At 55.6% G+C, this 13,856-nt stretch carries 10 protein-coding genes; 6 read left to right on the plus strand and 4 right to left on the minus strand.

Features of this window, described 5'->3' with window-relative positions; all coding sequences use genetic code 11:
• Positions 1-47 precede the first annotated feature (47 nt).
• Both Q5705_18160 and Q5705_18165 read right to left on the minus strand, forming a co-directional pair.
• Positions 48-401 carry a DsrE/DsrF/TusD sulfur relay family protein gene (locus tag Q5705_18160; GenBank protein WLI76485.1) on the minus strand — a complete coding sequence of 118 codons (354 nt, stop codon included), beginning with the start codon at positions 399-401 and terminating at the stop codon, positions 48-50.
• An 84-nt stretch (positions 402-485) separates the two neighbouring features.
• Entirely contained in the window at positions 486-1,034 is a 549-nt protein-coding gene (locus Q5705_18165; protein WLI76486.1) for a YbhB/YbcL family Raf kinase inhibitor-like protein, read from the minus strand.
• A 176-nt stretch (positions 1,035-1,210) separates the two neighbouring features.
• Between Q5705_18165 and Q5705_18170 the strand changes: the two genes are divergently transcribed.
• Positions 1,211-2,608: a YchO/YchP family invasin gene (locus Q5705_18170; protein WLI79058.1), complete on the plus strand. Its 1,398-nt coding sequence runs from the start codon at positions 1,211-1,213 to the stop codon at positions 2,606-2,608.
• Here Q5705_18170 and narL read toward each other — a convergent pair whose 3' ends face one another.
• Positions 2,609-3,259 (minus strand): two-component system response regulator NarL, encoded by a 651-nt coding sequence (gene narL, locus Q5705_18175; protein WLI76487.1) that lies wholly within the window; start codon positions 3,257-3,259, stop codon positions 2,609-2,611.
• Positions 3,252-5,054, minus strand: a complete 1,803-nt coding sequence (narX, locus tag Q5705_18180) for a nitrate/nitrite two-component system sensor histidine kinase NarX (protein WLI76488.1) — start codon at positions 5,052-5,054, stop codon at positions 3,252-3,254. The genes narL and narX overlap by 8 nt, the downstream gene beginning before the upstream one ends.
• 307 nt (positions 5,055-5,361) lie before the next feature.
• On the opposite strand from narX, the gene Q5705_18185 reads away from it, so the two are divergent.
• From Q5705_18185 to narI, 5 genes are all read left to right on the plus strand, one after another.
• Positions 5,362-6,753, plus strand: coding sequence for a NarK family nitrate/nitrite MFS transporter (locus Q5705_18185; protein WLI76489.1), 1,392 nt, complete (start codon positions 5,362-5,364; stop codon positions 6,751-6,753).
• Between the two features lie 397 nt (positions 6,754-7,150).
• Entirely contained in the window at positions 7,151-10,894 is a 3,744-nt protein-coding gene (locus tag Q5705_18190) for a nitrate reductase subunit alpha (GenBank protein WLI76490.1), read from the plus strand.
• Positions 10,891-12,426 carry a nitrate reductase subunit beta gene (narH, locus tag Q5705_18195; protein WLI76491.1) on the plus strand — a complete coding sequence of 512 codons (1,536 nt, stop codon included), beginning with the start codon at positions 10,891-10,893 and terminating at the stop codon, positions 12,424-12,426. Before Q5705_18190 ends, narH begins: the two co-directional genes overlap by 4 nt.
• Positions 12,423-13,133 (plus strand): nitrate reductase molybdenum cofactor assembly chaperone, encoded by a 711-nt coding sequence (narJ, locus tag Q5705_18200; GenBank protein ID WLI76492.1) that lies wholly within the window; start codon positions 12,423-12,425, stop codon positions 13,131-13,133. The genes narH and narJ overlap by 4 nt, the downstream gene beginning before the upstream one ends.
• Positions 13,133-13,810, plus strand: coding sequence for a respiratory nitrate reductase subunit gamma (narI, locus tag Q5705_18205; GenBank protein ID WLI76493.1), 678 nt, complete (start codon positions 13,133-13,135; stop codon positions 13,808-13,810). Before narJ ends, narI begins: the two co-directional genes overlap by 1 nt.
• The last annotated feature ends 46 nt before the right edge of the window (positions 13,811-13,856 follow it).

Consider the following 13,856-nt stretch of genomic DNA (forward strand, 5'->3'; position numbering starts at 1 on the left):
TGACCTGACGTCATCCATAAGAAAGTCGTATTAAACCTGGCGCAAGATTAGAACGTTAATACTTTATCCGCCGCCAGTGTCCACTGCGCGAGTTCCACCAGCGTACCGATTTCTACCCCATCGGCCAGCGGCAGCGACGTGACGCCACGTCCGTCGGTACAGGTTTTACACAGCTTAACCGGCACGTTTTGCGCGGTGAGAATTTCCAGCATTTGCTGAATGTTATAGCCCTCGGCCGGCTTTTGCCCGCGCAGCCCGGCGGTCACCGCATCGGACATCAGAAAAAGCTGTAAGGCAAGGCTGGCGTCCTGTTCACGCAGGGCAATGGCCAGCCGCAGGCTGTTAAACAGGGATTCACTGCCGTACGCCGCGCCGTTGGCGATGATCACTATCTTTTGCATATTCACTCCTTCGATAAAAATAACGGAAACGGCTATGCTACTGCGCCGCCCGCGTTGGGGAAAGGGCGGCGGCGCACAGAAATATTATTGTCCGAAACGGCCAATCAACCCGGTCGCTGCCAGTGTGTGGCCTTTAAGTTTGGCGAACAGCGCTTCGCGCGTAAGCCCTTCCGGTAACTCAGGTTTCAGGGAAGTGGCGATAAGCGTAAAGGTGTAGTGATGCGCACCGCTGCCCGGCGGCGGGCAGGGGCCATGCCAGCGGAAATTACCTGGCGTATTTTTCCCGCCGGTGAAGCCTTTGCCATCACGCAGGTCGTTTTGCGCAAACCCGGTGGCCGATGCCGCGATGTTATACGCCACCAGGTGCGTGACGCCTAACCCTTGCGCCCCTTCGGGATCGTGTACTACCAGGGCGAAGCTTTGCGTATTGGCGGGCGGGTTATTCCAGACCAGCGACGGCGAGATATTCTCACCGGTGCAGTTGGGGTTGTTACTGGCATTACCAGCGAATTTCTTCTCCATCATCGCGTTATCGGCAAACGCCGGGGATTGCAGAGTAAAGAGCGCATTGGCACTCGCCTGTACGCCGTAAAACAGCAACGCTGTGCAGAGCACGTTCAGTTTTCTATTCATGACGCATCTCTTCTGACAAAGATGCATTAAATGTAGCCGCGGCGAAGCGCAAGCGATAAGGATTTTCTTGATATATTGCCTGTGGCTGTAAACACAGAGCAAAACCGTTAAACTGAGTGAGCTACTTCACAAAACAGAACGGGATTTTAATTAGCGTTGTGATACGTCATTTCTTCATTTATCCACTTCTTTCACTTCTTGCTGTTTTGTTGGCGGGAGGCGATGCCCGTGCTTTGCAAAACAGATTCGTGCAGCAGGCAGAAAACCCCTTTGATAATAACGGCGACGGTTTGCCGGATCTCGGTATGGCGCCTGAAAACGGCACGCAGGAAAAACATGTTGCCGAAATGGCGAAGGCGTTTGGCGAAGCCAGCATGACGGATACCGATCTGAGCCCCGGTCAGCAGGCGCGCCAGTTCGCCTTTGGTCAATTGCGCGATGTGGTGAGCGACGAAGTTAATCAGCAGGTGGAATCCTGGTTATCGCCCTGGGGCAGCGCCAGTGTCGATCTGAAAGTGGATAACGAAGGCGGATTTACCGGCAGCCACGGCGACTGGTTTGTCCCTTTGCAAGATAACAATCGCTACCTGAGGTGGAGCCAGCTTGGGTTGACGCAGCAAGATGTCGGGCTGGTTGGTAATCTGGGTGTCGGTCAGCGCTGGATAGCCGGTGACTGGCTGCTTGGCTACAACACCTTTTACGACAACCTGATGGATGAAAACTTCGGTCGCGCGGGGTTAGGGGCTGAAGCATGGGGCGAATACCTGCGGCTTTCCGCTAACTATTACCAGCCGGTAAGCCACTGGGATTACCAGACTGCAACACAGCAAATGCGCATGGCGCGCGGTTACGATGTCACGGCGCAGGCGCGGCTGCCCTTTTACCAGCAGCTCAATACCAGCGTCAGCGTGGAGCAATACTTCGGCGATAACGTCGATCTGTTCGATAACGGCACCGGCTATCGCAACCCGGTAGCGGTGAAATTTGGCGTGAATTACACCCCGGTGCCGCTGGTGACATTTACCGCCGAGCATCGCCAGGGCGAAAGCGGCGTTAGCCAGAATGATTTGGGGCTGAAACTCAATTACCGCTTTGGTGTGCCGCTGTGGAAACAGCTTTCCGCCAGCGAAGTGGCAGAGAGCCGTTCCCTGCGCGGAAGCCGCTACGACAGCCCGACGCGCAACAGCGCGCCGGTGTTTGAGTATCGCCAGCGTAAAACGTTATCGGTGTTCCTTGCTACGCCGCCGTGGGATCTTCAGCCGGGTGAAACGGTGGCGTTGAAAATGCAAATTCGCAGCACCCACGGCATTCGCTCATTAATCTGGCAGGGCGATACGCAGGCATTGAGCCTGACGCCACCGGCGAATGCGCGAAGCGAGGAGGGCTGGACGCTGATTATGCCGCACTGGGACAGTAGCGAAGGGGCAACCAATAGCTGGACGCTCTCAGTGTTGGTGGAAGATGAAAAAGGGCAGCGTGTTGAGTCCAACACTATCGAGCTGAAGCTGACCGAGCCGGTGATCCCACCGGCCACGGAAAACAGTGCGGACTGGATGCTGCCCGCCGCGCAATAATCAGAAAATTCGTTCCTGATGCACCCACACTGCGGCTTCGACGCGGGATTTTAGCTTCATCTTTTTCAGCATATGTTTTACGTGCACTTTTACCGTGCTTTCGGTGATATCCAGCCGACGGGCGATCATCTTGTTTGGCAGCCCTTGCGCAATCAGCTTCAGAATGTCACGCTCGCGCGGCGTTAACTGCGTAATATCACGATCGGTTGTCGCACGGTTGGCGCGCAGGCTGGCCGCCAGCACCGGCGTTAGCGCTTCGCTGAGCACCATTTCGCCCGCCGCCGCTTGCTGCAACGCTTTCAATAAATCTTCCGGCTCCATATCTTTCAGCAGGTAGCCGTCTGCGCCGCGTTTCAGGGCGGTCACCACATCCTCTTCGTGATTGGAAACGCTAAAGACCACCACGCGCCCCGAAAGGGTTTTTTCACGCAGCTTGTCCAGGGTTTCCAGCCCGTTCATGCCGGGCATATTGAGATCCAGCAATATCAGATCAGGATCCAGTGATTCCGCCAGCTCAATGCCGTGTTCCCCGTTGCTGGCCTCGCCGACGACAGTGATGTCCGGGGCCATGCTGATTAACTGCTTTACACCGGTTCGCAGCATCGGATGGTCGTCGATCAGGAGGATTGTAGCCGGATCCTGATTACTCATGGTTATCTCCTTGCATGGATGAGAGAAACGTCTCGGGTATAAACGTCACGACAACGTCAGTCCCCCCGGAGGCTCCGGGACGCACCTGGCAGTCGCCGCGCAGGCTTTGCGCGCGGTCACGCATAATAATGAGTCCATAGTGGTTGGTCCGTTCAGCATTGACCGGGATCCCACAACCGTTATCGCTGATGCGCAATATTACCCGGTTTCCCTGCTGTTGCACTGCGACGCTGACCGCGGTTGCGCCGGAGTGTTTTAATGCATTGCTCAATGCCTCACGGGCGATTTGCAATAAATGAATCGCCTGATGGGCCGGTACTAAGCGGGGCGGTAACTGGTAGTCGAGCCGCACCTGGAAACCGAACCGCGCGCTGTACTCCTGGCAACTGGATTCCAGCGCCGGGCGCAGCCCCGGTTCGGTTAATTGTAAACGGAAGGTGGTGAGCAACTCGCGTAACTGCACCCATGACGTATTCAGTTCATTACGGATTTGCCCCAACAACTGCTGGCTGCTGGCCGGGAGTTCGTCACCCTGCATTTGCAGGCAACTGACCTGCATCTTCATACAGGAGAGGGACTGGGCAATAGAATCGTGCAGTTCGCGGGCAATGGTAGCGCGCTCTTCCATCACCATTAATTGTTGCTGGCGATCCTGATGCCGATCCAGCGCCAGCGTCGCGGTAAGTTGCTCAACCAGCGTATCCACCAATTGCTGCTGGTCGTGGCTCAGATGCCGACCCGGTGGCAGTTTCGCCAGCAACAAACCATATTGCATATGCGCATCCGCCAGCCGCCATTTCAGGGTCGAACCCACCCCGGATAACTCAACAAGTTTGCCGTCGCGCGGGCATAAATGGCAGCCTTTGATATCGCAACTGGCGGTCGACTGGCAGGTAAATTCCTGATGATTTGCCTCATCTTCCATATCGTAAACGCGCAGTTCGATATCATGCAGCAGCGTGAGATTTTGCAAGCCGTTCAGCACTGGCGATAAGCGTTCACATAAAGGAATGCGGGAGTGAAGACGGTGATTGGCCTGCCATAGAAACGACAGGATCTCATTTTTTTGCTCAAGCCCGGCGGTCTTTTCCTGCACGCGGCGCTCAAGTACCGCGTAACTTTCGCCAAGTTCGGCGGACATGTTGTTCAGCGCCTCGCCGAGGGTCGCCATCTCATTGCCGCCGCTGATATGGGCGCGCTGGGTAAAATCACGCTGACTGACGGCGCGCGCCATGTGCAGCAGTTGCTGCCACGGACGGAGTAGACGAGCCCGCAGCCAGATAACGGCAAACAACAGTAATAAGCCCATCAGCACTGCCATCACCCGGTGCATCACTACCACCTGTTCAATGCGATGCTCGGTATTGCTGTCAAAGGCAGAGACCAGCCCGTCGATGCGCCCGACGAAGATGGCGATAATATCGGCGACTTCGCCCGGCTGGCGGGCATCTTTAATAGCCGGGATAACCACGCTGTGCCAGTAGGTTTGCAGATCTGTCAGTTGCACTTGCTGGCCGTCCCGCTTTGCCGCTTGCGCCAGCTCAGCGCTGAAGGCGGTATGCTCCATTTCATCCAGCAGATATTGCTCATCATCATGCAACGGGATTGCTGACAGCAGCCGGTAGCTCTGCATGCGCAGCGATCCCGCTTTATTGATTGCGTGAGCGCTGCCCTGAACGCCTTGTACCAGCCAGCCGGAAATAGCCATGCCCGTCACGCCTATCAGGGTCGATAACAGCATCAGCACCGCCAGTTGGTTAACCAGCGACATCGGTGAGAAAAGGCGTTTTAGCATAGACGATTGAGGCTCCTCGGCTGTGCGGAGTGGGGTGGCGGTATTGTCAGCTATCACCTGGGGTATACCCATACCCATAAAGGATTACCCCTTTATTGCCAGTGCGTCGACATTCGGGGGAAGAAGCTGGGTAGCCGGGGGCAGAACCGTGAAAAACCACACCTTTTTTGTCGGTAAGCGCTACTCATAAATGAGCATGATGTTTTTTCGCCTCTCAAAAGGCCAGCTTATCCTTTGATTTATATCAACTTAACCCGCGCTGTAGAAACTAAGGTGGCAGGCATCAAACCGAACATCAGAGGTGTATATGCAACACACATCCATCCCGGAAAAAAGGTCGTCATCTCGGGTTATTACCGACTGGCGTCCTGAAGATCCGGTTTTCTGGCAACAACAGGGGCACCAGATTGCGAGCCGCAATTTGTGGATCTCCGTTCCCAGCCTGCTTCTGGCATTCTGCGTCTGGATGCTTTTTAGCGCGGTCGCCGTGAATCTACCAAAAGTGGGCTTTCAGTTCACGACCGATCAGCTGTTTATGTTAACCGCGCTGCCATCTGTTTCTGGCGCACTGTTACGCGTGCCGTACTCATTTATGGTGCCGGTGTTTGGCGGACGTCGCTGGACTGCCTTCAGCACCGGGATTTTAATCATCCCTTGTGTGTGGCTGGGTTTTGCCGTCCAGGATACGTCTACCCCGTTTAGTACCTTCATCGTTATCGCGCTGCTGTGTGGTTTTGCCGGCGCCAACTTCGCCTCCAGCATGGCAAACATCAGCTTCTTCTTCCCGAAAGAGAAGCAGGGCGGTGCGCTGGGCATCAATGGCGGTTTTGGTAACCTCGGCGTCAGCGTAATGCAGCTGATTGCGCCGCTGGCCGTGTCGTTCTCCATTTTTGCGGCCTTTGGCGGAGCCGGTGTGACACAGCCTGATGGCTCTATGCTGTATCTGCAAAACGCGGCATGGATTTGGGTGCCGTTGCTGGCGGTATTTACGCTGGCAGCCTGGTTTGGCATGAACGAGCTGGCAACCTCAAAAGCCTCGCTGCGCGCGCAGTTGCCGGTGCTGAAACGCTCGCATCTGTGGATCATGAGCTTCCTTTACCTGGCGACCTTCGGATCCTTTATCGGCTTCTCGGCGGGGTTTGCCATGCTGTCAAAAACCCAGTTTCCGGATGTGCAGATCCTGCATTTCGCCTTCTTCGGGCCGCTGGTAGGCGCACTCGCACGCTCTGCGGGCGGGGCGATTTCTGACCGTCTCGGTGGAACGCGCGTGACGCTGGTGAACTTTGTGGTAATGGCTATTTTCAGTGCGCTGTTGTTCCTGACCTTACCGGCAAATGGGACAGGGGGTAATTTCACTGCGTTCTTCTGTGTCTTCCTGGTGCTGTTCCTGACGGCCGGGTTAGGCAGTGGCTCTACGTTCCAGATGATTTCGGTTATTTTCCGCAAAATGACCATGGAGCGCGTGAAGCAATCCGGCGGTAGCGAGAGCGAAGCCATGCGTGAAGCCGCGACAGAAACCGCTGCTGCACTGGGCTTTATCTCCGCCATTGGCGCGATTGGTGGCTTCTTCATTCCTAAAGCATTCGGCACTTCGCTGGCGCTGACCGGTTCACCGGCGGGCGCGATGAAAGTGTTCCTCGTGTTCTATATTGCCTGCGTGGTGATCACCTGGGCGATATACGGGCGTAAAAAACAATAATATTAAGTCGATTGTTGATTATCGTTGCGCGGCTCAGGCCGCGCTTTTTTTGCACCTCATTTAGTTACAACATACTTTTGCGTTTATGAGTTGCCTGCTGCGGTAAGCACTGTGATGCACATCGCATCGCAGTGGCATCTACCCCTTAATACCTCCGGAGCGAGATAAGTCTGAATAATTCAGCCGCTAAATTAATAAAATCGCTATTTTTCAAATAATTAAAAAATAAAAATTAATAACACTTTGGTAGTACTCCGTTATTTATCCGGGCAAATGAAGCTCTGGCGGCTTGATCACCATCAATTCTCTTTGTCTTTGCGGGGGTTACCTTCGCGGCAATTGCAGCAATGTCGATTTAGCCAAGAGAGCCGAACAGGCTCCAACAGGAGAACCCCCGATGAGTAAATTCCTGGACCGGTTTCGCTACTTTAAGCAAAAAGGCGAAACCTTTGCCGATGGGCACGGCCAGCTCTTAAACACCAACCGGGACTGGGAGGATGGATACCGCAGCCGTTGGCAGCACGATAAAGTCGTACGTTCAACCCACGGCGTAAACTGCACTGGCTCCTGTAGCTGGCAGATTTTCGTGAAAAACGGTCTGGTCACCTGGGAAACCCAGCAGACTGACTATCCACGCACCCGTCCCGATATGCCAAACCATGAACCGCGCGGCTGCCCGCGTGGGGCGAGTTACTCCTGGTATCTCTACAGCGCAAACCGCCTGAAATACCCGCTGATGCGCAAACGCCTGATCAAACTGTGGCGTGAAGCGAAAGCGCAACATAGCGATCCGGTGAATGCCTGGGCATCCATTATTGAAGATGCGGATAAAGCGAAAAGCTTTAAACAAGCGCGTGGCCGCGGCGGATTTGTCCGTTCTTCCTGGCAGGAAGTGAACGAACTGATTGCCGCCTCTAACGTCTACACCGTCAAAACCTACGGCCCGGACCGCGTCGCCGGTTTCTCGCCGATCCCGGCGATGTCGATGGTCTCTTACGCGTCTGGCGCACGTTATCTGTCGCTGATTGGCGGCACCTGCCTGAGTTTCTACGACTGGTACTGCGACTTACCGCCCGCATCGCCGCAAACCTGGGGCGAGCAAACCGACGTGCCGGAATCCGCCGACTGGTACAACTCCAGCTATATCCTTGCCTGGGGCTCCAACGTGCCGCAAACCCGTACCCCGGACGCGCACTTCTTTACTGAGGTTCGCTACAAGGGTACTAAAACTGTGGCGATCACCCCGGACTATGCTGAAATCGCTAAACTCTGCGATTTGTGGCTGGCGCCGAAGCAGGGCACTGATGCCGCGATGGCGCTGGCGATGGGCCACGTCATGCTGCGCGAGTTCCATCTGGATAAACCCAGCCAGTACTTCACCGATTATGTGCGTCGTTACACCGACATGCCGATGCTGGTGATGCTCGAAGAGCGCGACGGTTACTATGCTGCTGGCCGTATGTTGCGTGCTGCCGATTTGGTGGATGCGCTGGGTCAGGAAAATAATCCGGAATGGAAAACCGTCGCGCTGGATAGCGAAGGCAATATGATTGCGCCAAACGGTTCGATTGGTTTCCGCTGGGGCGAAAAAGGCAAATGGAACCTGGAGCAGCGCGATGGCGGCAACGGTGCCGATGTCGAACTGACGCTCAGCCTGCTGGGCAAACACGATGATGTGGCGCAGGTTGGCTTCCCGTATTTCGGCGGTGACAATACCGAGCACTTCAAAGGCGTGACGCTGGATAACATCCTGCTGCACAAACTGCCGGTTAAACGCCTGCAACTGGCCGATGGCAGCAGTGCGCTGGTCACCACCGTTTACGATCTGAACATGGCGAACTACGGCCTCGATCGCGGTCTCGGGGATGAAAACTGCGCGACCCGCTATGACGAAGTGAAAGCCTATACGCCCGCCTGGGCCGAGAAAATTACCGGTGTGCCGCAGGCGCAGATTATCCGCGTTGCGCGCGAATTCGCCGAGACCGCGGACAAAACTCACGGTCGCTCGATGATTATCGTCGGGGCCGGGATGAACCACTGGTATCACCTCGATATGAACTATCGTGGGCTTATCAATATGCTGATCTTCTGCGGTTGCGTGGGTCAGAGCGGCGGCGGCTGGGCGCACTATGTCGGCCAGGAAAAACTGCGTCCGCAGACCGGCTGGCAGCCGCTGGCGTTTGCCCTCGACTGGCAGCGCCCGGCGCGCCATATGAACAGCACGTCGTACTTCTACAACCATTCCAGCCAGTGGCGTTACGAGACGGTCACCGCGCAGGAATTCCTGTCGCCGATGGCGGATAAATCCCGCTATAGCGGTCATTTAATTGACTTTAACGTGCGCGCCGAGCGTATGGGCTGGCTGCCGTCTGCGCCGCAACTGGGCACTAACCCGCTGCGTATTGCCGCAGAAGCGGAAAAAGCCGGGATGTCACCGGTGGATTACACCGTCAAATCCCTGAAAGAGGGTTCCCTGCGTTTCGCTGCTGAACAGCCGGAAAATGGCAAAAACCATCCGCGTAACCTGTTTATCTGGCGCTCCAACCTGCTGGGCTCTTCCGGTAAAGGCCACGAGTTCATGCTCAAATATTTGCTGGGTACTGAGCACGGTATTCAGGGCCAGGACCTGGGCAAACAGGGCGGCGTGAAACCTGAAGAAGTGGAGTGGCATGACAACGGTCTCGACGGCAAACTGGATCTGGTGGTGACCCTCGATTTCCGCCTCTCCAGCACCTGTCTCTATTCCGATATCGTGCTGCCGACCGCGACCTGGTATGAAAAAGACGATATGAATACCTCGGATATGCATCCATTTATTCATCCGCTTTCTGCCGCTGTAGACCCGGCATGGGAATCGAAAAGCGACTGGGAAATCTACAAAAGCATTGCCAAATCCTTCTCTGAACTGTGCGTTGGTCACTTAGGGAAAGAAACTGACGTGGTGACGCTGCCGATTCAGCATGACTCTGCCGCTGAACTGGCGCAGCCGCTGGGCGTGAAGGACTGGAAAAAAGGCGAATGCGATCTGATCCCGGGCAAAACGGCACCGCACATTATTCCGGTCGAGCGTGATTACCCGGCGACTTACGAGCGCTTTACCTCTATCGGCCCGCTGATGGAGAAAATCGGTAACGGCGGGAAAGGCATCGCCTGGAATACCCAGAGCGAAATGGATCTGCTGCGCAAGCTCAACTACACCAAAGCAGACGGCCCGGCGAAAGGCCAGCCGATGCTGAACACCGCCATCGACGCGGCGGAAATGATCCTGACGCTGGCCCCGGAAACCAACGGTAATGTGGCGGTGAAAGCCTGGGCGGCGCTCAGCGAATTTACCGGTCGCGACCATACGCATCTGGCGCTGAATAAAGAAGACGAGAAAATTCGCTTCCGCGATATTCAGGCGCAACCGCGCAAAATTATCTCCAGCCCGACCTGGTCTGGCCTGGAAGATGAACATGTTTCTTACAACGCCGGTTATACCAACGTCCATGAGCTGATCCCGTGGCGTACGCTCTCTGGCCGCCAGCAGCTTTATCAGGATCATCAGTGGATGCGCGACTTCGGCGAAAGTCTGTTGGTGTATCGTCCGCCGATCAACACCCGTTCGGTGAAAGAAGTGCTTGGCGTGAAAGCCAACGGTTACCCGGAAAAAGCGCTCAACTTCCTGACGCCGCACCAGAAGTGGGGAATTCACTCCACCTACAGCGATAACTTGCTGATGCTGACGCTGGGCCGTGGTGGACCGGTTGTGTGGCTGAGCGAAACTGACGCGAAAGAGATGGGCATCGCCGATAACGACTGGATCGAAGTCTTCAACAGCAACGGCGCATTGACTGCCCGTGCGGTGGTGAGCCAGCGTGTGCCGTCCGGCATGACGATGATGTACCACGCGCAGGAACGCATCGTGAACCTGCCGGGCTCAGAAATTACCGGTCAGCGCGGCGGGATCCACAACTCGGTGACGCGTATTACGCCGAAACCCACCCATATGATTGGCGGCTATGCACAGCTGGCCTACGGCTTTAACTATTACGGTACGGTCGGTTCCAACCGCGATGAATTTGTGGTGGTACGTAAGATGAAGAACATTAACTGGTTGGATGGCGAAGGCAATGACCAGGTACAGGAGAGCGCAAAATGAAAATTCGTTCACAAGTCGGCATGGTGCTGAATCTCGATAAGTGCATCGGCTGTCATACCTGTTCAGTGACCTGTAAAAACGTCTGGACCAGCCGTGAAGGCATGGAGTACGCGTGGTTTAACAACGTCGAAACCAAACCGGGCACCGGCTTTCCAACCGACTGGGAAAACCAGGAGAAATGGAAGGGCGGCTGGATCCGCAAAATCAACGGCAAACTGCAACCGCGCATGGGCAACCGTGCGCTGCTGCTCGGTAAAATCTTCGCCAACCCGCATCTGCCGGGCATCGATGACTATTACGAGCCGTTCGATTTCGACTATCAGAACCTGCATACCGCACCGGAAAGCAAACATCAGCCGATCGCCCGACCGCGTTCGCTGATAACCGGCCAGCGCATGAATAAAATCACCGCCGGCCCGAACTGGGAAGATGACCTGGGCGGTGAATTCGAAAAACTGAGCAAAGATCAGAACTTCGAAAACATGCAGAAGGCGATGTACGGCCAGTTCGAAAATACTTTCATGATGTACTTGCCGCGCCTGTGCGAACACTGCCTGAACCCGGCATGTGTGGCGACCTGCCCGAGCGGTGCCATTTATAAACGTGAAGAAGATGGCATTGTGCTGATCGATCAGGATAAATGCCGCGGCTGGCGGATGTGCGTCACCGGCTGCCCGTACAAAAAAATCTACTTCAACTGGAAGAGCGGCAAATCGGAGAAGTGCATCTTCTGTTATCCGCGTATTGAAGCAGGTATGCCGACAGTCTGTTCCGAAACCTGTGTTGGGCGTATTCGTTACCTTGGCGTGCTGCTGTACGACGCGGACGCGATTGAAAACGCAGCCAGCACCGAGCACGAGAAAGATCTCTACCAGCGTCAACTGGATGTGTTCCTCGACCCGAACGATCCGGCGGTGATTGAGCAAGCGCTGAAAGATGGCGTTCCGCAAAGTGTTATCGATGCGGCGCAGAAATCGCCGGTCTACAAAATGGCGATGGACTGGAAGCTGGCGCTGCCGCTGCACCCGGAATACCGCACGCTGCCGATGGTCTGGTATGTGCCGCCTTTGTCACCAATTCAGTCCGCTGCGGATGCGGGCGAACTGGGCAGCAACGGGATCCTGCCGGACGTGGAAAGCTTGCGTATTCCGGTGCAATACCTGGCGAACCTGCTGACCGCAGGTGATACCCAACCGGTGCTGCTGGCACTGAAACGTATGCTGGCAATGCGCCACTTCAAACGTGCTGAAACCGTGGACGGTGTGGAAGATACCCGTGCGCTGGAAGAGGTGGGTTTGTCGAAAGCGCAGGCGCAGGAGATGTACCGTTATCTCGCCATCGCCAACTACGAAGACCGTTTTGTTGTGCCGTCCAGCCATCGTGAACTGGCGCGTGACGCCTTCCCGGAGAAAAACGGTTGTGGTTTCAGCTTTGGCGATGGTTGTCACGGCTCGGATAACAAATTCAACCTGTTCAACAGCCGCCGTATCGATGCGGTGAATGTGACAGTGAAAACGGAGCCGCACGCATGATTGAACTGCTGGTTATTTCCCGTTTGCTTGAGTACCCGGATGCTGCCCTGTGGCAGCATCAACAGGAGCTGTTTGATGCGCTGGCGTCCGGCGAACATCTGGCGAAAGCGGACGCTCAGCACGTCGGCATCTTTTTACGTGATCTGACGACGCAGGATCTGCTGGATGCGCAGGCCAGCTACAGCGAACTGTTCGATCGCGGTCGCGCGACATCGCTGTTGCTGTTTGAACATGTTCACGGCGAATCCCGCGATCGCGGTCAGGCGATGGTTGACCTGCTGGCGCAATATGAGCGCCACGGGTTGCAGCTTGATAGCCGCGAATTACCGGATCACTTGCCGCTCTATCTGGAATATCTGGCGCAACTGCCGGTTGCCGAGGCTATCGGCGGGTTGCAGGATATCGCCCCGATTCTGGCGCTGTTGCAGGCGCGCTTACAGCAGCGCGAAAGCCATTATGCGTCGCTGTTCGATGCGCTGCTGGCGCTGACGAAAACCGAGGTGGATAACGCGCAGGTTGCCGAGAAAATTGCCGGTGAAGCGCGCGACGATACGCCGCAGGCGCTGGATGCGGTGTGGGAAGAAGAGCAGGTGAAATTCTTCGCCGAACAGGGCTGCGGCGATGCCGATATCACCGCGCATCAGCGCCGTTTCGCTGGTTCAGTCGCCCCGCAATATCTGAATATCTCAACAGGAGGAGAGCGCTAATGCACTTCCTTAATATGTTCTTCTTTGACATCTATCCGTACATGGCGGGCGCTATCTTTCTGATTGGCAGCTGGCTGCGTTATGACTACGGTCAGTACAGCTGGCGCGCCGGCTCCAGCCAGATGCTGGATCGCAAAGGAATGAACCTCGCGTCGAACTTGTTCCACCTGGGCATTCTGGGTATTTTCGCCGGTCACTTCCTGGGGATGTTAACGCCGCACTGGATGTACGAATCTTTTCTGCCTATCGAAGTTAAGCAGAAGATGGCGATGATCGGCGGTGGGGCCAGCGGGGTGATGTGTCTGGTCGGTGGCCTGTTGCTGTTGAAACGTCGTTTGTTTAATCCGCGTATTCGCGCGACATCGACGGCGGCCGATATTCTCATCATGTCGCTGTTAATGGTGCAGTGCACGCTGGGGCTGCTGACGATCCCTTTTTCTGCACAACATATGGATGGCAGTGAAATGATGAAACTGGTCGCCTGGGCACAGTCTGTCGTGACGTTCCATACCGGTGCGTCTGCGCATCTCGACGGTGTCGCGTTTATTTATCGCGTGCACCTGGTGCTGGGGATGACGCTCTTTGTTCTGTTCCCGTTCTCGCGTCTGGTGCATATCTGGAGCGCGCCGGTTGAGTACTTAACGCGGAAGTATCAAATTGTTCGCGCTCGTCGCTAATCACTACAAACCCGCTTCGGCGGGTTTTTTATTGCCTGTAAGAAGC

Source organism: Kosakonia sp. H02 (genome assembly GCA_030704225.1).
GTDB lineage: Bacteria > Pseudomonadota > Gammaproteobacteria > Enterobacterales > Enterobacteriaceae > Kosakonia.